Below are 20,334 nucleotides of genomic sequence, written 5' to 3'. Positions count from 1 at the left end.
GAGTCAACGGATGTGTTATACTGTGCAGTGGTCAACGAAGTGCCCCGTCCAAGTGGGCCATGCCCACTTTAATTTTTGCCCGGCGGCCGTAGACCAACTGGCTACGTCCGCACCCAGAGATCCCGGGAAAGGAGGGACCAATCGATGAAGAGCGATCTGTACACTGCCATCGCCCAGATAGCAGCCGAGCGAGGCATCCCGCGCGACGCGGTCATGGATTCCGTGCAGCATGCCCTGCGCACTGTGTACAAGAAGATCACCGGATCCGAGGAAGAGGTCGAGATCGAGCTCGACGTCAACACGGGAAAGATCCGCATCTTCGCCCCCAAGCGGGTTGTCGAGGAGGTCAAGGACCCGCTCAGCGAGATCTCGGTTCAGGAGGCTCGGACGATCGACCCCAAGGCCGTGGTGGGCGATGTCGTTCGCCTCGAGCGGACGCCGGCAAACTTCGGCCGGATCGCCGCGCAGACGGCCAAGCAGGTCATCCTGCAGCGAATCCGCGACTACGAGCGAGAGACGATCTACAACGAGTACGCCGATCGTGTCGGCGAGATCTTGACCGGGATCGTCCAGCGAGCCGATCCGCGCGCGGTGATCATCGATCTCGGCAAGGCCGAGGCTATCATGCCGGCGCGCGAGCAGATTCCGACTGAGCGCTACCGCCCGGGGCAGCGTATCAAGGTTTACCTGCTCGAGGTCAACAAGGATCCTCGCGGCCCGCAGCTCGTCGTCTCCCGTACGCACCCCAACCTGATCAAGCGGCTCCTCGAGCTCGAGGTGCCGGAGATCTTCAGCGGTGCCGTCGAGGTGATGGCAATCGCGCGCGAACCGGGCCAGCGATCGAAGGTAGCCGTGGCAGCGCGCCAGGAGAAGGTCGATCCGGTGGGCGCATGTGTCGGCGTCCGGGGAGTGCGGATCCAGAACATCGTGACGGAGCTGTCCGGCGAGAAGATCGACGTGATCGAGTGGTCACCCGACACCCGGACGTTCATCAGCAACGCCCTCAGCCCGGCCAAGCCGATCAGCGTCTTCCTCAACGAGGACGAAAAGGTGGCGCGCGTTATCGTCCCGACCGACCAGATGTCGCAGGCCATCGGAAAGGATGGCCAGAACGCGCGGTTGGCCTACAAGTTGACCGGCTGGCGCATCGATATCAAGGACCCGGAGTCGATCCGCGACCAGGAGGGACTGTTCCTGCGTGCCGCTGCCGGCTTGCCGGAGATGCCGCAGGACATGATGGCTCTGGGACGACAGCCGCGGCTGGTTCGAGGCGACGGCACCATCAGCGTGCGCGACCGCGAGTTCGGCCCGCTCCCGTCCGACCTGATCCTAAAGAGCGTCGATGTCGAAATCGTCGATGGCGTGGTGAACGTGTACTACGACCGAGAGCTTCGCGCCCGCTACGATTTCGAGACCGGGCGTGCGCTACCATTGGCCGAGGAACAGGCCTCGCACGTCTCGTAGCGGGGCGCTCGCGCGGCGAGGGGGCATGAATGAGCGAGCCACAGAGGACCCCGACCCGGCGCCGTGGGCCGCGCCTGAAGCATATCCCCCTCCGGACGTGCGTCGTGTGCCGGGAGAAGGACACGAAGCGGAGTTTTGTGCGGATCGTTCGTACCCCGGAGGGTGAACTGGCAATCGACCCAACGGGCAAGCGCAACGGCCGGGGTGCCTATCTGTGCCGGCGGTTCTCGTGCTGGCAGGCGGCCGCCGAGGGGAACGCTCTCGAGCGTGCCCTGCGCGCGACGGTTCCGCCGGACTTTCGGGCTGAGCTCCTGCGCTACGCCGATCTCCACTTTCGTCGCGAAGAGGATGAGAGCGAGCGCAGCACTCACCCCGACAGTAACACATCTTGAGGAGGGAGAAATATGAGCCAGAAGCAGCGACAGAGGAGAGCGCGAGGGAAGAGCCCGAGGCAGTACGAAGAGGCGCCGAACGGCTCCGGGCGAGCCACTGGGCCTACGACGACGCTCACTGGTCCGGTCGTGCTCGGGAGCGTGGTCACGGTCGGCGAACTGGCTGAGGCCATCGGTGTCAGTGCTGTCGAGGTCATTAAGAGTTTGATCCGCCGTGGCATCATGGCCAGCATCAACCAGCAGATCGACTACGAGACGGCCGCCGCAGTCGCCGCCGAGTTCGGCGTCGAGACCGAGGAGCGCGTGCCAGAGGTCATCCAGCAGGCGAGCGCGGCGATCGAACATCAGCTCCGCGAGGGCGCTGGCGACCCGGAGGCGCAGCCGAGACCGCCGGTCGTCACCATCATGGGCCACGTCGATCACGGCAAGACCAAGCTGTTGGATGCGATCCGGGAGACCAACGTCGCCGAGGGAGAGGCCGGTGGCATCACCCAGCACATCGGCGCGTATCAGGTCGAGGTTCAGGGGAGGAAGATCACCTTCCTCGATACCCCTGGCCACGAGGCCTTTACTGCCATGCGCGCTCGCGGCGCGCAGGTCACCGACATCGCCGTCTTGGTCGTGGCGGCCGACGACGGCGTGATGCCGCAGACGAAGGAAGCGATCAGCCACGCGAAGGCGGCGAATGTGCCGATCATCGTGGCCATCAACAAGATCGACCTGCCATCGGCGAACCCGATGCGCGTGAAGCAGCAACTCGCCGAGGTTGGCGTCGTCCCTGAAGAGTTCGGCGGCGACGTGCCGGTCGTGGAGATCTCGGCCAAGCAGCGGCTGGGCATCGAGGATCTGCTCGAGATGATCTTGCTCGTCGCCGACCTCATGGAACTGAAGGCCAACCCGAACCGGCCGGCCATCGGGGTCATCATCGAAGCGAAGGTCGACCAGACTCGCGGCCCGGTTGCGACCGCCTTGATTCAGTCGGGGACACTTCAGCTCCGCGATGTGGTTGTGGTTGGTGGCACCTGGGGCCGCATCCGCGCTATGTTCGACGACCGCGGTCGCCGGGTCCGCCGCGCAGGCCCGTCGACGCCCGTCGAGATCCTCGGCTTGCTCGAGGTCCCCGAGGCAGGCGACCTCCTCCAGGTCGTGGACGACGAGAAGACAGCACGCGATCTCGCCGAAGAGCGCGCCCGACAGCGCCGGGCGGAGACCTTCAGCGAGATGCGCGTTGTTAAGCTCGATGAACTGCATGCCGGGATCGAGGCTGGCGAGACGCGCGAGCTGCGGATCGTGCTCAAGGCTGACGTACAAGGCTCGCTAGAAGCGATCCAGAACGCCTTGGCAAAGCTCAACGAGGAGACTGAATCCGTCGGCATCACAGTCGTCCACAGCGGCACCGGCGCGATCTCGGAATCCGACATCATGCTGGCTGCCACGACGGGGGCGATCGTGATCGGCTTCAACGTTCGGCCGGACGTGGCCGCACGGCGCGCTGCGGACGCCTCTGGTGTCGACGTGCGCTACTATAACGTGATCTACCACCTGCTCGACGATATCCGCGCGGCGCTCTCCGGCCTCCTCACGCCGGAGACTCGGGAGGTGACCGACGGCTACGCCGAGGTGCGCGAGACGTTCCGGCTCCCGAACCGGACGATCGTTGCCGGGCTCTACGTCCTGAGCGGGAAAGCTCTGCGCAACTCGCGCGTGCGGGTGCTCCGCAACGGTACCGTGATCCACGACGGTGTCGTGGCGTCGCTACGTCGCTTCAAAGAAGATGTGCGTGAGGTGGCCGCCGGTTACGAGTGCGGCCTCGCGATCGAAGGCTTCAACGATGTGCAGGCAGGCGACCAGATCGAGTTCTACCACGTCGAGGAGGTGCCACGGGGCGCATGAGGCTGGATGAGAAGACCTCGGCCGGCGAGCCGGTGGAGTGCTACCGGGCACGAGTGAGCAGCCACATGTGCTCCCGGCCGAGGTCGCCACAGCCGGGAAGGAGGCGCGGGCATGAACAGCCTCCGGCAGCAGCGGGTGGCCGAATTCCTGCGGGACGAGATCAGCGAGATTATCCGGCGAGAGATGCGCGACCCCAGGCTCGGGTTCGTCAGTATCACCCGAGTCGAGGTGAGCCCGGATCTTCGCTACGCGAAGGTCTTCGCCTCGGTCTACGGCAGCGAGGAAGAACAAGCGGCGACCATCGATGCCCTGAACGGCGCTACTGGCTTCATCCGGCGCCTGCTGAAACCGCGGATGCGCACCCGGCACATTCCTGAGCTCACGTTCCGGCTGGACCGCTCTATGGAGTATGCTGAGCAGGTCACCAGAACGCTGAATGAGCTCCGCGAGCAGCTCCATTCCGAGCCAGAGACTGAGCAGAGCGACTCGAACGAGCAATCGAGGTGAATGCGGATGGCGCACCTCTCCGCACATCCGGACGGCCGCGAAGTTCCGAACGAATGGCGACTCGTCTGGGACACCATGTCGTCGGGACGAACAGTCCTGGTTGCCACACACGCCAACCCCGATGCCGATGCCGTTGCCTCAGTGCTCGCGGTGCTGCTGTTGCTGGAGGGATCGGAACGGAGGCTCGTCGCGACGACCGGTGATGGTCGCGTGCCGCGCGCGCTCAGGTTCCTGCCAGCGGTCGATCGACTCTCCACGCAGGAACTGTCACCGGAAGAGCGGTTCGACCGGATCATCCTGGTCGACTGCGCCGACCCCGGCCGGCTCGGGCCGCTCTTCCAGAGCTGCCCGAGCTGGTTCGACGGCTCCATACCGATCGTCAACATCGATCACCACGTGACGAATACCCGATTCGGCGCCGTCTCCTTAGTCGACCCAGCCGCGGCTGCCACGACCGAGATCCTGACCGAGCTCGTCGTCGAGCTCGACCTGCCCCTCTCCCCGGCCCTCGCGACCTGTCTCCTCACCGGCATCTACGGCGACACGCTCGGGCTGCAGACCTCGAGCACTCGCCCGAAGACGATGCGGCTAGCAGCCCATCTCCTCGACGCGGGCGCCGACCTGCCGCAGATCGTGACACACCTGTTCCGTAGGAAGCCGTTCTCGACTGTCCGCCTCTGGGGCCTAGCCCTGGGTCGCGCCCGCTTCGAGGACGCGATCGTCTGGACCGAGATCACGCCTGACATGCTCGAGGAGAGCGGCGCGACCGCTGCCGAGGGCGAAGGCATCGTCAACTTTCTGAGCGGCACCGAGGGTGCGCAGGTCGCGATCATGTTCTATCGCCAGCCGGACGGGTGGCGGGTGAGCCTGCGCTCCTCCAGCGACGCCGTGGATGTGGCCCGGATCGCCAGCCAGTTCGGCGGCGGTGGTCATAGCCGCGCCGCCGGCTGCCGGTTGCCCGCCGGAGAGGAACACCGCCAGACCTTCCTGGACACTGTCGCGCGTTTCCTTCTTGACCTCGCGCTCGCGGGTGATCCCTCCCAATGACTGCTGCGCATGGACTGTTGATCATCGACAAACCACGCGGCTGGACGTCGCACGACCTCGTTAACTGGGTCCGGCGGCGGCTGCGCGAGAAGCGGGTGGGCCACGGTGGAACGCTCGATCCTGCTGCCGAGGGCGTCCTGATCATCGCCGTCGGTCAGGCGACTCGCCTAACATCGTTCCTGCAAGACGCGAGCAAGCAGTACCTGGCGCACGTCGTGCTGGGAGTAAGCAGTACCACCGACGATCTCGAGGGAGATGTCGTCCAGACCACCGAACTGTCGACACCACCCGCGCGCGAGGACGTCGAGCGCGTGTTGAGCCGCTTCGAGGGCGAGATCGAGCAGGTACCTCCAGCGTTCTCCGCGATCAAGGTGGGCGGCAGGCCGCTCTACCGCCGGTCGAGAGCCGGTGAAGTCGTCACGGTCGCGCCGCGCCGCGTGGTGATCCACCGCCTACAGCTCCTGCACTTTGCCTACCCTGACGTCGTCCTGGCGATCGACTGCGGCAAAGGAGTATACGTTCGCTCTCTCGCCCGCGATCTCGGCGCGGCGCTGGGTACAGGTGCCTATCTCCACGCCCTGATGCGGACGCGCGTCGGCCCGTTTACACTCGCGGATGCTTGGTCGCTCGACGAACTGGAACCGCTGCTGTCGATCGGGACCTGGCGCGAGATCGCCTGGCACCCAGACGCTGCCCTGGCGGAGTTCCCCGCGCTCGTGCTCAATCCTGGCCAGGCGAATGCGTGGTATCATGGGGCGCCGGTGCGCCGGCCTGGCCCGCTTCCCGACCAGTCTCTCGCTCGCGTTTACGCTTTAGATGGGCGTTGGCTGGGAATCGCGCGTTACCAGCATGCGCGCGAGCAGTGGTCGCCCGCGATGGTCGTGACCGATCCGCTCGAGTGAGGACGTCTATTATGCCTGTCCTCGTGTATCGCGATCTGGCTGAATTGCCGAGACAGCCACACGCTCTCACGATCGGCAATTTCGATGGGGTGCACCGCGGTCACCAGCACCTGTTCGGCCGCCTGCGAGCGCGTGCCGCCGAGCGGGCCGTCCGCAGCCTCGTGCTCACCTTCGATCCCTTACCCGCCGAAGTGCTGCGCCCTCAGGAAGCGCCTCCGCGGCTCTGCACCCTCGATGAGCGCCTCGCTCTGATCGGAGCATGCCAGATCGACTCGGTGCTGGTGCTCCGGTTCGATCAGGAATTCGCTCGCCAGGCGCCGGAGGAATTCATCGAGCAGCTTGTGCACTACGCTGCTCCGGTGGAACTGGTCATCGGCGACGACTTCCGCTTCGGCCATGGGCGCAGCGGCTCTGTGACGACGCTCCGCGAGCTCGGGTCGCAGTACGGCTTCGACGTCACCGTCGTTCCGCGCGTCGACCTCGAGGCGCAGCCGATCAGCAGCACGCACATCAGGCAACTGGTGAGTGCCGGGTCGATCGAAGTCGCAGCGGAACTGCTGGGCCGCCCCTACGCCCTCACCGGAGACGTGGTAGAAGGGCACCGCCGCGGCCAGCTTCTAGGCTATCCGACGGCCAACCTCCGGCTCATCGATCGGCTCGCCGTTCCAGCCGACGGGATCTACGTCGTGCAGGTGTCTATTGATGGATCCTCCGAGCTTCTCCCCGGTATGGCGTACATCGGCACACGCCCGGTCTTCCAGGACCAGATGCGAGCCATCGAGATTCACCTGCTCGATGTGACGCTCGACCTCTACGGGCGGAGACTGACCGTCCTGTTCGTGCGCCGGCTGCGTGGCGACATGTGGTTCCCGAGCGTCGATGCGCTGATCGAGCAGATGCAAGCCGACGAGCGCGCGACCCGCGAAGCCCTGGCACAGTTAGGAGAGGATTGGCCGCCGCCCCTCACGTGGGCGATTCTCAATCTGGCAGAGGGAGCAGTCTCAGCCGATGGTTAGCCAGATGGATCGAGCCGCCGCTGTCGATCGATTGCTCACCCGTGGCGTGGTCGACGTCGTGGTCCGCGACGACCTGCGACGCAAGCTGCTGGGCGATCGCCCGCTTCGCGTGAAGCTCGGTGTCGATCCGACCCGCCCGGACATCCACCTCGGGCATTACGTCTGTTTCCGCAAGCTGCGAGAGTTCCAGGCTCTCGGCCACCAGGTCGTCGTCATCATCGGAGATTGGACTGCTCGCATCGGCGATCCCTCGGGGCGCTCGGTCCAGCGAACCATGCTCACCGCCGAAGAGGTGCGCGCCAATGCGCAGACGTACCTCGACCAGTTCTTCAAAGTGGTCGATATCAACCGTGCTGAGATCGTCTGGCAGAGCACCTGGTTCGACACCTTCACCCTGGAGGACGTGATCCGGCTCACCAGCAAGTACACCGTTGCCCGCATGCTCGACCGCGAGGATTTCGCCAGGCGGTACCAGGAGGGCTCGCCGATCTCGATCACCGAACTGCTCTACCCGCTGCTCCAGGCATATGACTCCGTCGCGATTCAGGCCGATGTCGAGATCGGTGGCACCGATCAGACCTTCAACCTCCTCGTCGGTCGCGACATCATGCGCGAGATGGGCCAGGAGCCGCAGAATATCCTGACCGTTCCGCTGCTGGTCGGCACCGATGGCGTTCAGAAGATGAGCAAGAGCCTGGACAACTATATCGGCGTCACCGAGCCGCCTGAGGAGATGTTCGGCAAGCTCATGTCGATCCCCGATTGGGTGTTGGGCGACTACATGCGTCTGCTCACCGATATCCCCGAGCAGGAGATCGACTCCATGCTGGCCGCTGCCCAGGCCGGAACGCTGAACCCGCGAGACATCAAAGATCGACTCGCGTTCCAGATTGTCGCCGACCTGCACGGCGCCGAGGCGGCCGAACGAGCGCGCGAGGCGTTCGACCGGCTCTTCCGCCGACGGGAGCTGCCCGAGCAGATGCCGGAGATCGAAGTCCCTGCCGAGGGGTGGATCGTGCAGATCATGGTCCAGGCTGGACTCGCTTCGAGCAACAACGAAGCGCGGCGTCTCATCGCTCAGGGCGGCGTGCGACTCGATGGACAGCGCGTGGACGATCCCGACCTCGTCCTGCGGCTGGACCGACCGACGGTGATCCAGATTGGACGCCGCCGTTTCGCGAGGCTCGTGCCGCGCGTGTCCTGAACGTGAAGCCTGGCTGCGATATCTGCTATACTATCCGATGCGACTGGCTCGGGGTGTGGCGCAGTTGGTAGCGCGCGGCGTTTGGGACGCTGAGGTCGGAGGTTCGAGTCCTCTCACCCCGACCAGGCGGGAGTAACTCAGTTGGCAGAGTGCCGGCTTCCCAAGCCGGTTGTCGCGGGTTCGAATCCCGTCTCCCGCTCCAGGACACCGCCCTCGGCTCGAGGGCGGTGTCGTTTTCTCTCGAGGGAGTAAGCTCCGCGACTGCGGTCACAACCTCTACGGTTTCCCTACAGCGGCGCTGCTCTTGCACCGAGCCGTCTGGAACATCGTAGGGCCGCCCGCGCTGCCTGTGCGTCCCGCGATGCGCACTGTCGTCAACCTGACCTACCGCTCGGTTCACCCCCAACTCGAGCCGAGTTTCTGCGCGAAGCGCCCGCTGCGCGGACGGCCGAACGAGGGTTCCCCCACTCCGCAGCAATCTGCAGCTCTGGATAATCCTCCTGGTCTCCGAGCGGAACTGGGCGAGCGATCGAAACCGATTCCGCCAAAACCATCGATGACATGGAAATAATTGACACTCTCGATGCAATGTGCTAGGCTGTGCTACCGTGACTGGAGACAGCATGCGTCCCAGAGATGCGTTGATCAGCGAGATCCGCACCTGCACACGGGCGATAGCGCGGGCGGCCGCCACCCGCGCGTTTTCCGCCTGGTCGTCGCTCGACCTATCGATGCCGCAGCTCGAGGCGCTCTTCTGTCTCGCGGCCTCGGGTCCAACCACCGTCAGTGAGCTCGCCTCCCGGCTCGGTATTAGCCCACCGGCCGGCAGTCACCTCGTGGATCAACTCGTCCAGGCTGGGCTTGCGAGGCGGTTCGAGGATTCCGACGATCGACGGCGAACACGCGTCTACTTGGCCCGACGGGGTGAATCACTCATCGCGCACCTGCGCGAGTGGTCGCACCAGGAGCGACTCCGCACGTGGTTTAGCAGGCTCACTCAGCCAGAGCTCGATGAGATCGCGAGCGGAGTTCGCGTGCTGGCCCCCGCTGTCGAAGCCGGCGCTCGAACAGGTACCCGACCCTCTGGGAGGGTGATGCAGGGCTAGAAACGTCAAAGATCGCGGCGACCAGGCAGGAGCGACTCGGGACATCCGGTCTGGTCAGATAAGGAGCAGACAGGCGATGGAGGACGTGGAAACGGAAGTGCCAGCCGCGAGCGAGCCAGCGATTGCTTCGCTGCGAGCGAGCCTGAGCCGAGAGCGACGCTGGTTCGTCGTCGCTGGAGTGCTTCTCGGTATGCTGCTGAGCTCGCTCGATCAGACGGTCGTCGGTACGGCCATGCCGCGGATCATTGCCGAACTGAACGGGTTGAACCACTACTCGTGGGTCTTCACGGCCTACATGCTGGCCTCGACGGTTTCGATCCCGATCTACGGCAAGTTGTCCGACCTGTACGGCCGTCGAGTCTTCTTCGCCGGCGGCATGGTCATCTTCCTGATCGGCTCAGCGCTCTGTGGGCAGGCTCAGGACATGACCCAGCTCATCCTGTTCCGCGGCTTGCAGGGGCTCGGGGCTGGCGCCATGATGCCCATCGCCATCGCGATTGTGGGCGACATCTTCCCGCCCGCTGAGCGGGGCAAGTGGCAGGGTTTGATGATGGCGGTCTTCGGGCTCTCGTCGATCGTCGGGCCCTGGCTAGGCGGGTGGCTCACGGATCACTGGGGCTGGCGCTGGGTGTTCTATGTGAACATGCCGGTCGGAGTGCTGGCAATCATCACCGCCGGCCTCGCCCTGCCGGGCCGGGTACGTCGTGTCGAGCACCGGATCGACGTGCTCGGTGCCATCACCCTCGTAGCCGGGACAGTCCCCTTGCTGCTGGGATTCTCCTGGGCCGGCACGGAGTATCCATGGAGTTCCTGGCAGGTCCTCTCCTGCTTCGCCGCCGCGCTCGTCATGTTGAGCCTCGCTCTCTTCGTCGTTGAGCCACGTGCCCCGGAGCCGATCATCTCACCAGGCCTCTTCCGAAACCGCGTCTTCGCGCTGTCCGTGCTCGCCTCGTTTCTGTTGAGCGCAGGCATGTTCGGTGCCATCATGTACATTCCACTCTTCCTGCAGGCCGTCGTGGGCATTTCGGCAACCAATTCCGGTACATTGCTTATGCCGATGATGCTTGGATTTATGACGAGCAGCATTGCCTTCGGACAGATTCTGGCTCGTACCGGACGATACAAGATACCGGCATTGGCCGGGATCGCCATTGCCGTCTTCGGGAACCTCCTGCTCTGGCAAATGCCACCGACTGCTACGGCTGGCATAGTGATCCGCAACATGGTTATTGTCGGGCTCGGCCTCGGTGGGCTGATGAGCCTGTTCACCATCGTCGTGCAGAATGCGTTCCCGTTGTCCAAACTCGGCGAGGTAACTGCAAATCTCCAGTTCTTCCGCTCGATCGGCGGGACGATCGGTGTCGCGATTCTCGGAACGGTCATGACCAACCGCTTCAACCACGAGCTGACCGCGCGGCTTCCGGCCCAGCTCGCCGAGCTTCTGTCTCCGGACAGGCTGGAGCAGCTCCGTAACCCACAGGCGCTCCAGGCCCCAGATGCCGCCGCCCAATTGCAGCAGGCGTTCGCTGCGCTCGGCCCACAGGGCGTGGACCTTTTCAATAAGTTCATGCTCGCGCTCCGGGACAGCCTGGCGACGTCGATCACCAGCCTGTTCGCCATCAGTGCCTTGGCGCTGGCGCTCAGTTTCGTCACTATGCTCTTCATGCCCGAGATCCCGCTGCGAGGCAACGTTCGGCGCGCAGCCCCCGAGCAGCCACCGACAACCGGCACCGCGGGCGCGATCGCCGCTCCGTTGCGAACTCAGCATCGTCGCTAGCTATCTTCCTCCTGGCCAGCATCGTGGCCAGGCTCAGCACCGTCCCTGCGCGCTTATGAGGAGAGCAAGCTGAGCCAGGCACGAAACTAGGCGCCGGGATCGGGCCTCTGCAGACGGAGTACCCAAGCTGGCTCGCACTTCACGGTATAATGCCGAGCGCCGCGGTCGGCGCCCGCGACCGCGGCGCATTCGGTCGGTGAGTCGCTTTCATGCGTTGGCACGTCGGCCCACCACCAAGAGACGAGCTGTTCGATCCCGCCCCGCCGTGGCGGCGTCTTCGAGAGCCACGGCAAATCGCGGTCAGCATCATGCTCTCCCTGCCACTCGGCCTGCTGGCCGCTCTGGCCATCCTCGTCCTCGGAGCCGCGCTGGCTCCCCAAAGGCAGACTGTTCTCGTCTTCAGCGTGCGATTCCTCCCGTTCGTCGCCTTCGTGCTCGCGGTAGTTGCCGTGCACGAGCTCCTCCATGCCGTGACATTCCCCGGATCTCTCCGCTCGCCTCACGTCGTGCTCGGCTTCTGGCCCCGCGCGCTCCTCTTCTACGCGCACTACTCGGGCGAGCTCAGCCGCGAGCGGTTCCTGTTGACACTGATCTGCCCGTTCGCTGTGATGAGCGCCGCTAGCCTGCTGCTCTCTACCATCGATCCAGCTCACCAGGGACTGTGGCTCTCTGCTGGGGCCTTCAATGCCTTCGCTTCATCCATGGATCTGTTCGGATTCGTTCTCATCGCCATCCAGGTTCCTCGCGGGGCCCGGCTGCGCAATCAAGGTTCTGTCACCTACTGGAAGCCTGCCTAGCGCGCACCTCGAACCGGCGGCTGCATGCCCTATCCGCACCTGTCCATAGCGACTCTTGATCTTGCAGCATCGGGCTCCACCGTGGGATGCTGAGGTGGCTAGAACAGGAGCAGTCCGAATTGGCCCTGGATCACCGCTCGGTCGAACGGCCGTCGCCTTCGTGGCCGGGAGGAGGGGAATCAGGTGGCGAGGATCAAGATCGATCTCGACCGGCGCATCGGCACGGTCGACCGCCGCATCTTCGGCGGTTTTATCGAGCATCTCGGCCGCTGCATCTACGGGGGAATCTTCGACGAGGGCTCGCCACTCAGCGACGAGCGCGGCTTCCGGCTCGATGTCGTGCAGGCACTTCGCGACCTTCGCATACCGGTCCTGCGCTGGCCTGGTGGCAACTTCGCGAGCGGTTACCACTGGGTGGACGGCATCGGCCCGCGCGACCAGCGCCCTCGCCGCATGAACCTCGCCTGGCACATCGAGGAGTCGAACCGGTTCGGCACGGACGAGTTCATCGCGTATTGTGGCCTGGTCGGGGCGGAGCCCTACATCTGCGTCAACCTGGGCTCGGGAACGATCGACGAGGCCCAGGCCTGGGTCGAGTACTGTAACGGCACCGGTCACACCTACTGGGCCAACCTCCGGCGCCAGCACGGATACCCCGAGCCATACGGGGTCAAGCTCTGGGGCCTGGGCAACGAGATGTACGGCTCCTGGCAGATCGGCGCGCTGAGCGCCGAGGACTACGTGGCGAAAGCGCGCGAGTTCGCGAAGGTGATGAGGATGACCGATCCCTCGATCCAGCTCGTGAGCTGCGGCTGGAACGGCTGGAGCGACTGGGATCGCGTCGTGCTCGAAGGCCTCGCTCGCTACGTCGATTACCATTCGATCCACCTCTATACCGGCAGTCCCGACTATTACGGCAACGTGCTCTCCCCTCACCTCGCCGACTTTGCGCTGGCGAGCTGCCAGGCCCTCATCGACCGGGTCCGCTACGAGCAGGGGATCGATCATCCTATCTACGTCGCCTACGACGAGTGGAACGTGTGGTTCCGCCAGTGGGGCTACGACGCCTCCGTCGCCGGCTTGGAGGAGCGGTATACGCTCGCGGACGCGCTCGCGGTGGCGACCTACCTCAACATCTTCATCCGTCGCTGCCGGACGGTGCGCTTGGCCAACCTAGCTCAGATGGTGAACGTCATCGCGCCCATCTTCACCAACCCAGAGGGGCTGTTTCTCCAGTCCATCTACCACCAGTTCCGCCTGTACTCCGAGTGGACGCTGGACGTCGCCCTCGACGCGTTCGTCGAGGCTGAGACCTACCACCTGAGTTCCGAACAGGAGGCACGGTCGCCCTGGCGACACCGAGTGGCGAGGCTGGGACCGTTCACTCTGGTCGACGCCGCCTGTACGGTCAACAGCACGGGCGAGGAGATCACTCTCGCCGTCGTCAACCGCGACCTCCAACGGGCCGTGCAGGCCACGATCGAGTTCGTGGGAACTGCGGTTCGCCCCGGCGCGCTCGTCCGCGAGGTCAACGGCCCCGGCCCGGACGCATCGAACAGCTTCGATCAGCCGGCTATCGTCTCAGTTTCTGAGAGGGCGCTCGATACCGGCGGATCGACGATCAGCTACGAATTCCCTGCGCACTCCGTCACGTTGATCCGCTTCCATGTCGCGTGACCTCGGAGCGGGGAGCGAGCGCCACCACCCGGTGGTGATATGATCGGCACAGGGATAGGTGGAGATGAACCCGCGACAGCCCGTACCGATCGAGTGCATCGAGGTTCCGAACCCTGCCGCGATGATGGGCGACCAGCCCACCAACGCGTACCTCGTCGGCTCGCAGGAACTCCTGATCGTCGACCCCGGCAGCGAGGCCGGCATCGACCTCGTCTCCCGGGCTGTGGCCACCCGAACCACTGCGCGCGTCCGCGCCATCGTCCTCACCCACGGGCATCCCGACCACGTCGCCGCGGCGGGCGAGCTGCGTCGCCGGTTCGGATGTCCCATCATGCTCCACCCGAAGGAGCAGCCGATCCTCCGCGGGTTCCTGCGCTGGGAACAGGTCGACATCGAGCTCCACGACGGAATGCGTATCGATCTCCCGGAAGGCACCCTGGAGGTCATCGAAACGCCAGGCCACTCGCCGGGCCACGTCGCGCTCTGGGAGCCGGCGGGGCGGTCGCTCCTGGCCGGCGACCTCTTCTCCGGCAACGGCACAGTCGCGATCATCCCGCCTCACGGGAGCATGCGGGCCTACCTCCAATCGCTCCACCGGGCGCGCTCGCTTGCACCGCGGCGCATCCTGCCCGGTCACGGGCCTGAGATCGCTAACCCGGAGCGAGTGATCGACGAGTACATCGCGCGGCGCCTCCAGCGCGAGGCGCAGATCCGCGAGGCCCTCGCCTCGGGACCGATGACGATCGACGAGCTCGTCACTGAGCTGTACCCCGATATCCTGCCGCAGTTCCGCCGAGCGGGCGCTGCCACGGTGCTGGCACACCTAGAGAAGCTGCGCGACCAGGGAGAGGTCGAGCCGGAGGGCGAGGAGATCTGGCACGCGACCTGGCGGCAGGTGAGAATCCCCACCTGACATTCCGGCCGACTCCTTAGGGGATTGCCACGATTCGACACCGGCTCAGTAGTCCTGATTCGGTCACCACCCTCACCCCCTACCCCCTCTCCCGCTTGAGCGGGAGAGGGGTGCCGAAGGCGGGGTGAGGGCAGTCGGCCCTCCATCACTCCCTGCCCCTCTCCTGCACACCGGGGAGAGGGATGCTCCAGCGTTGAGGCGATCCCGTGCTTGCACGCTCGCTGCGCCAGCACCATACTGCGGCTGCCGGCCCGCGTCAGAGGTGAGGGGGTGTGCAGCATGCCGATCCGCATCGTCACCGGAGGCATCTCGCAGGAGACGAATACCTTCCAGTGGCAACCGACGACCCTCGAGGACTTCCAGCGCGGCTCGAGCGCCATCCACCGCGGCGAGGATATCCTGGCGCTTGAGGGCACTGGGACGGTCTACGGCGGCGTCATCGCCGAGGCCAAACGGCAGGGCATCGAGCTGATCCCCACCACGTTCGCTCGCGCGGTCCCGGGTGGCCGGGTAACCCGCCATGCCTTCGAGACGCTCTGCGAGGAGATCCTCGACGGCCTGCGCCGAGCGCAACCCTTCGACGGGGTGCTGCTGGTGATCCACGGGGCCATGGCTCTCGAGCACCACGACGACGGCGAGGGTCTCCTGCTGCGCGCCGTGCGCGACCTGGTGGGACCAGATATCCCGATCGTCTCTCCGCTCGACCTGCACACGAATCTCTCCGACGAGATGATGGCCTTGGCTGACGCCTTCGTGGGCTACAAAGAGTACCCGCACATCGACACGGCCGAGACCGGCGCCCGTGCCTTGCAGATCCTCGTCGAGACCATCCGCGGGAACATCCGGCCGGCGATGGCTCACGTTCGCCTGCCGCTGATCGTCCCCAACCAGTCGATGGTCACGACCTGGCAGTCACCGCTGAAGACCGCGATCGACCGCGCGCGTGAGATCGAGCGTGAGCCCGGCGTGGTCGCTGCCACTGTCCTAGGTGGCTTCCCCTTTGCCGACGTACCCTTCGCCGGTGTCTCGACCATCGTCGTCACCGACAACGATCCAGTGCTCGCTCGCCGCTACGCGACCGAGCTGGCTCGGATCTGCTGGGACTTGCGGGAGACGTTCAGGATAGAACCTACCCCCATCCCCGATGCGATCGCCGAGGCGATGGCCGCCCCGCCGGGCAGCGTCTACGTGCTCGCCGACATCGCCGACTCCGGAGCCAGCGGTACGGCTGGCGACGGTACCGCGGTGTTGAAGGGATTGCTGGAGGCCAATGCCCGCTCAGCCGCGGTCGCTCAGATCATGGATCCAGAGGCGGTGCATGCCTGCATCGACGCCGGGGTCGGCGCGACCGTGACGCTGCGCGTCGGCGGCAAACACGACGGGCTACACGGCGAGCCGGTCGAGGTGACCGGGATGGTGCGGCTGATCCACGAGGGCAGCTTCGTGCTCGCTGGGCCGATGGGCAAAGGGACAGTGGCCAGCCGCGGCAAGACCGTCGTGCTCGAGATCGGCGGGCGCGACGGCATCGAGCTGCAACTGACTGAGCTGCGTGGTCATCCGAACGACCTCAACTTCTTCCGCGCCTTCGGCATCGAGCCCACGGAGCGCCGCATCCTGGTGCTCAAGAGCGCCGCCCACTTCCGGGCGGCCTTCGAGCCGATCGCGACGAAGGTCATCGAAGTCGACGCTCCCGGCATCAGCAGCCCGCGGCTCGAGCGCTTCGACTATCGCAAGCTGCGCCGGCCTATCTACCCCCTCGACCCGGAGACCACCTGGTCTCCCGAGGCGTAGCCCAGCCCTAGGAGCGGAGCGCATGCGTGTAGAGGCGACCCTCGGCGACGTGCCCTGGGACGAGATCCCCGGACTGGCTCAGGCGATCGAGGCGATGGGGTTCGACGGCATCGCCCAGCCCGAGCTCAAGCGCGATCCCTTCCTGCCGCTGGCGCTGGCCGCCGCTGTGACGCGCCGCGTCCGCCTTGCCACCGCGGTCGCTATCGCCTTTCCGCGCAGCCCCACGGTCGTCGCCTGCACTGCGCGCGGTCTGCACGACCTCTCGCGGGGGCGCTTCGTGCTCGGCCTCGGCACGCAGGTCAGGGGCCACATCGAGCGGCGCTTCGGCGTGACCTGGGCCTCGCCCGGCCCGCGGCTGCGCGAGTACGTCCAGGCGCTGCGGGCGGTCTGGGCCACCTGGCAGCACGGCACCCCGCTGAGCTTCCGCGGCAGGTTTTACTCGCTGTCGTTGATGACCCCGGAGTTCGACCCCGGGCCCTCCGAGCACGGCCTGCCGAAAATTCACCTCGCCGGGGTTAACCGGTACAACCTGCGCCTGGCCGGCCAGCTGGCCGATGGGCTGCGGGTCCACCCGTTTAGCACGCCGGAGTACACGCGGGACGTGATCTGGCCTAACGTCGTCGAGGGTGCGCGGCGCGCGGGTCGCTCGCTGGGTGACTTCGAGCTCGTGGGTGGAGGCTTTATCGCCACCGGCGCGACCGAGGAGGAGGTACGGGCCGCCCGCGAGCGTGCTCGTTACCGGATCGCGTTCTACGGTTCCACCCGCAGCTACCGGCCCGTGATCGAACACCACGGGTGGGGACACCTGAACGATGTGCTATACCGCCTCGCAGGCCAAGGCCGGTGGGACGAGCTGGCCGCGGCGGTGCCAGACGAGGTGCTGGATGCCTTCTGCATCTCTGGCACCTACGACACCATCGCTGCGGCTGTCGGCGCGCGCCTCGAAGGACTGGTCGACACGGTCAGCTTCCCGCTCCCCGCCGATCCGTACGCACCCGACGAGCGCTACCTGGCCGCGCTGGAAGGCGTCAAGCGCCTCGCCGCCGCGACGACCTATCGCGGACAGGTCGCGTCATCGTAGTCCGCTGGCCGGCGGAGCACCCGGCCAGCAGCGCGGTACTTCGGCTCCCTGGTGAACGCCGGGCGCGTGAACCGCACACACCGGCTCGCTGGATCGGCCCGTGTGCTGGTCTTCCGGGGTCGAAAGGCGTCCAGGCTATCCAACTTGTTCGAATCCGATCGAGGGGCGACCGGCTGTCGCCCCTCCACATCGATCGGCTGGAGAGCACGTACTCCGTAGCGGTCGTGGCAGACCTTCACACGTTCCTATCAGTAGAGTGGCACCCCTGCGTGGTGTGCGGGTGCTGACTGCGCCCCCGAACCTCTATCCTTGAGCAAGTGCTTTCCGGTTTGTGCGTTCGGCACCCTACACCAGTCCCAGTAAGCCGCCCCCGCGCGTCTCAGTCGGCGCGCACCGGCCGGAAATGGGGCAACGTGATCTCCTCCGTGACGTCGTCGTACACCACTTCGACCGGCATGCCGATCCTGACGTGCTCTGGATCTGGCTCGACATCGACTAGTGTCGACATCAGCCGCGCGCCCTCCTCGAGCTCGACGATCGCGACGACGTACGGCACCTCTTCCGCAAAGGCCGGGTCGCGGTTCTGGTAGACGATGGTGAACGCATGGACGACGCCTCGCCCCGAGACCGGCTCCCAGGAGACGTTGTCCGAGAGCGTAAAGGGGCTGAGCCCTCGCGGATAGAAGAAGAACTTCCCGGTATCGTTGCACCGCTGGATCTTCATCGCGTGCGCTTTGACGCTTTCCCAGAACGGCGCGGTGATCGGGTCGGGCTTCGGCAACGGCTTCTTGTATTCGCTCATCTCGCTCCTCCGCTCAGTAGCGCGCCAGGATCGCTGTCCCGGCTGAGGACAGCACTCCGCCCGTCCCGTGGACGAGCGCGATCCTCGCGTTCGGCACCTGCCGGATCCCCTCGTCTGCATAGTCGTGGCGAAGCTGGCGCACCGCCTCGATCACCGCGAACATCCCATACATGCCTGGGTGGGTATAGGAAAGCCCGCCGCCGTTGGTATTCATCGGAAAATCCCCGCCGGGAGCTGTCCGCTGGCCGCTGACGAACGCGCCGCCCTCGCCCTTTCCGCAGAAGCCCAGCTCTTCGAGGGACAGCAGCACCGTGTAGGTGAAGGAGTCGTAGATCATCGCCAGGTCGATGTCGTCGTGGGTGATACCGGCCATCTCGAAGGCGACCTTGCCCGACTGCCTCGCCGCGAAGCTCGTGTAGCTCGGCATCTGCGAGATCATCGCGTGCGTGTGGCTCTCGCCGAAGCCGAGCACGACGACCGGGTGCTGTCGCAGATCGCGCGCCCGCTCCAGGGAGGTCATCACGAAGGCGCCGCCGGCGTCGGTGACGAGACAGCAGTCGAGCAGGTTGAACGGCCAGCAGATGGGACGGGAGTTGAGGACGTCCTCGATCGTGATCGGGTCGCGCATGTAGGCCTTCGGGTTCAGCATCGCCCACTTGCGCGTCGCCACGGCGATCTCCGCGAGTTGCTCCTTGGTCGTCCCGAACTCGTGCATGTGGCGCGAGCAGGCCAGCGCGTAGGCGCCGACCGGTTGCGGCAGCCCGTAGGGCGCCTCGAACTGGCCGCGCAGCGAATCTGGCGGCGTCACCCGAGGCGGCATCCCGACGCGCGAGCGGCCGCTCTCACCGTGTGTGACCAGCGCGACCTGGCAGCGGCCAGTCGCGATCGCTGTCGCGGCGTGACCGACATGGATGACGAATGACGAGCCGCCGACCGACGTGTTATCCGTCACCTTGGGCTGGATGCCCAGGTACTCTCCCAGTTCGGTCGTCGAGATCCCGGCGGTGAACAGTCCGTCCACGTCGTCTTTGGTCAGGCCCGCCTCGGCCAGCGCCGAGCGTGCCGCTTCAGCATGCAGCATGATCGCCGGCTTGTCCGGTACCCGGCCGATCTGGTCGGACTCCGCGACCCCGACGATGGCGACCTTTCCCGAGAGTTCCCTCACCCGTCCCTCCTTCGCTCGTACGCCTCCCGAGCCGCCGACACGACTCCGACGGGATGACGTCTCACCACACCAGCTCCCCGTACGGTTCCAGCTTGGTCGCCCAGAAGCGAACCCCTGGCTTCACCTCGATCCACTCCCCCTCCGGGATGGCCTCGATGGCGCTCGAAAAGCCCGCCTGGTTCGTGATGGTCTCGAACTCGTGCGCGAAGGCCTTCGGCACGACCTCGCACAGCTCCTCGACCGTCCAGCGGTGGTCAGCCCGGAGCGTTTTGATCACCTTCGGCTGCGACATCAGCGCGATGTTGTAGCCGAAGGACCCGAACAGGTAGCCGTTGACCGACTGCGCACGGTCGCTGGCGAGAAAAGCTACCAGTGGAGCCACGTTCACCGGATCCTTCTCGGTCCCTGCCGCCAGTTCACTCGGCAGCTTGCCGTGCTGCTGGAGCGTCTCCTCTCGCACCCGGGGGATCGAGTCGATCATGCGCGTCCAACCAGTCGGGAGAATCGCGTTGGCGGTCACGTTGTAGCGGGCCAGCGCGTTGGCGCAGCTCAGAGTCAACCCGATGATCCCCGCCTTGGCAGCCGCGTAGTTCGGTTGTCCGGGCGCACCGAACGCCGAGGTCGACGACATGTTGATGATGCGCCCCCACCGCTGCTCCCGGAATCGCACCGAGGCCCACTTGCAGACATTGAACGTGCCCTTCAGGTGCACGTCCAGGACTGCCTGCCACTCCTCCTCGGTCATGTTGAAGATCATCCGGTCGCGCAGGATACCGGCCACGTTCACCACCACGTCCAGC

At 65.7% G+C, this 20,334-nt stretch carries 18 protein-coding genes and 2 tRNA genes; 17 read left to right on the top strand and 3 right to left on the bottom strand.

Annotated features, from left to right (window positions below; translation table 11 throughout):
- The first annotated feature begins 144 nt into the window (after window positions 1–144).
- The 17 genes from nusA (at window position 145) to NET02_RS14405 (ending at window position 17,567) form a co-directional block, all read left to right on the top strand.
- On the top strand, window positions 145–1,464 hold the full coding sequence (gene nusA / locus NET02_RS14480) for a transcription termination factor NusA (protein WP_284058144.1): 1,320 nt from the start codon (window positions 145–147) through the stop codon (window positions 1,462–1,464).
- Between the two features lie 29 nt (window positions 1,465–1,493).
- Window positions 1,494–1,856 (top strand): RNase P modulator RnpM, encoded by a 363-nt coding sequence (rnpM, locus tag NET02_RS14475; protein ID WP_284058143.1) that lies wholly within the window; start codon window positions 1,494–1,496, stop codon window positions 1,854–1,856.
- Between the two features lie 12 nt (window positions 1,857–1,868).
- Window positions 1,869–3,749 carry a translation initiation factor IF-2 gene (gene infB / locus NET02_RS14470; protein ID WP_284058142.1) on the top strand — a complete coding sequence of 627 codons (1,881 nt, stop codon included), beginning with the start codon at window positions 1,869–1,871 and terminating at the stop codon, window positions 3,747–3,749.
- Window positions 3,750–3,860: 111 nt separating this feature from the next.
- The gene (rbfA, locus tag NET02_RS14465; protein ID WP_284058141.1) at window positions 3,861–4,256 is read left to right on the top strand and encodes a 30S ribosome-binding factor RbfA; all 396 of its coding nucleotides are present in this window, start codon (window positions 3,861–3,863) and stop codon (window positions 4,254–4,256) included.
- Window positions 4,257–4,262: 6 nt separating this feature from the next.
- Complete coding sequence (locus NET02_RS14460; protein WP_284058140.1) at window positions 4,263–5,303, top strand: DHH family phosphoesterase; 1,041 nt, start codon at window positions 4,263–4,265, stop codon at window positions 5,301–5,303.
- Window positions 5,300–6,205 (top strand): tRNA pseudouridine(55) synthase TruB, encoded by a 906-nt coding sequence (gene truB, locus NET02_RS14455; RefSeq protein ID WP_284058139.1) that lies wholly within the window; start codon window positions 5,300–5,302, stop codon window positions 6,203–6,205. Before NET02_RS14460 ends, truB begins: the two co-directional genes overlap by 4 nt.
- An 11-nt stretch (window positions 6,206–6,216) precedes the next feature.
- Entirely contained in the window at window positions 6,217–7,221 is a 1,005-nt protein-coding gene (locus tag NET02_RS14450; protein WP_284058138.1) for a bifunctional riboflavin kinase/FAD synthetase, read from the top strand.
- Window positions 7,214–8,425 (top strand): tyrosine--tRNA ligase, encoded by a 1,212-nt coding sequence (tyrS, locus tag NET02_RS14445; RefSeq protein ID WP_284058137.1) that lies wholly within the window; start codon window positions 7,214–7,216, stop codon window positions 8,423–8,425. The genes NET02_RS14450 and tyrS overlap by 8 nt, the downstream gene beginning before the upstream one ends.
- 49 nt (window positions 8,426–8,474) lie before the next feature.
- Window positions 8,475–8,550, top strand: a tRNA-Pro gene (locus NET02_RS14440).
- A gap of 1 nt (window position 8,551) precedes the next feature.
- Window positions 8,552–8,627 (top strand) — tRNA-Gly (locus NET02_RS14435).
- Between the two features lie 421 nt (window positions 8,628–9,048).
- Window positions 9,049–9,531 (top strand): MarR family transcriptional regulator, encoded by a 483-nt coding sequence (locus tag NET02_RS16715; protein WP_430981086.1) that lies wholly within the window; start codon window positions 9,049–9,051, stop codon window positions 9,529–9,531.
- A gap of 76 nt (window positions 9,532–9,607) precedes the next feature.
- Window positions 9,608–11,308 carry an MDR family MFS transporter gene (locus tag NET02_RS14430; protein ID WP_284058136.1) on the top strand — a complete coding sequence of 567 codons (1,701 nt, stop codon included), beginning with the start codon at window positions 9,608–9,610 and terminating at the stop codon, window positions 11,306–11,308.
- Window positions 11,309–11,517: 209 nt separating this feature from the next.
- On the top strand, window positions 11,518–12,105 hold the full coding sequence (locus tag NET02_RS14425; RefSeq protein ID WP_284058135.1) for a DUF3267 domain-containing protein: 588 nt from the start codon (window positions 11,518–11,520) through the stop codon (window positions 12,103–12,105).
- 183 nt (window positions 12,106–12,288) lie between these two features.
- Window positions 12,289–13,782 (top strand): alpha-N-arabinofuranosidase, encoded by a 1,494-nt coding sequence (locus tag NET02_RS14420; RefSeq protein ID WP_284058134.1) that lies wholly within the window; start codon window positions 12,289–12,291, stop codon window positions 13,780–13,782.
- 64 nt (window positions 13,783–13,846) lie between these two features.
- A complete protein-coding gene (locus NET02_RS14415) occupies window positions 13,847–14,695 on the top strand; it encodes an MBL fold metallo-hydrolase (protein WP_284058133.1) in 849 nt (282 codons plus the stop codon).
- 279 nt (window positions 14,696–14,974) lie between these two features.
- The gene (locus NET02_RS14410; protein ID WP_284058132.1) at window positions 14,975–16,486 is read left to right on the top strand and encodes a M81 family metallopeptidase; all 1,512 of its coding nucleotides are present in this window, start codon (window positions 14,975–14,977) and stop codon (window positions 16,484–16,486) included.
- A 22-nt stretch (window positions 16,487–16,508) separates the two neighbouring features.
- Complete coding sequence (locus NET02_RS14405) at window positions 16,509–17,567, top strand: TIGR03617 family F420-dependent LLM class oxidoreductase (protein WP_284058131.1); 1,059 nt, start codon at window positions 16,509–16,511, stop codon at window positions 17,565–17,567.
- 379 nt (window positions 17,568–17,946) lie between these two features.
- Here NET02_RS14405 and NET02_RS14400 read toward each other — a convergent pair whose 3' ends face one another.
- The 3 genes from NET02_RS14400 to NET02_RS14390 all read right to left on the bottom strand — a co-directional run.
- Entirely contained in the window at window positions 17,947–18,369 is a 423-nt protein-coding gene (locus NET02_RS14400; RefSeq protein ID WP_284058130.1) for a Zn-ribbon domain-containing OB-fold protein, read from the bottom strand.
- Window positions 18,370–18,382: 13 nt separating this feature from the next.
- Window positions 18,383–19,534, bottom strand: coding sequence for an acetyl-CoA acetyltransferase (locus NET02_RS14395; protein WP_284058129.1), 1,152 nt, complete (start codon window positions 19,532–19,534; stop codon window positions 18,383–18,385).
- A gap of 61 nt (window positions 19,535–19,595) precedes the next feature.
- Window positions 19,596–20,334 (bottom strand): SDR family oxidoreductase (locus NET02_RS14390; RefSeq protein ID WP_284058128.1); only part of this gene is annotated, 739 nt, incomplete at its 5' end.

The organism is Thermalbibacter longus (genome assembly GCF_023806485.1).
GTDB lineage: Bacteria > Chloroflexota > Chloroflexia > Thermomicrobiales > Thermomicrobiaceae > Thermalbibacter > Thermalbibacter longus.
Note: the sequence above shows the minus strand (reverse complement) of the source record. Positions and strands in the feature narration are given on the sequence as shown.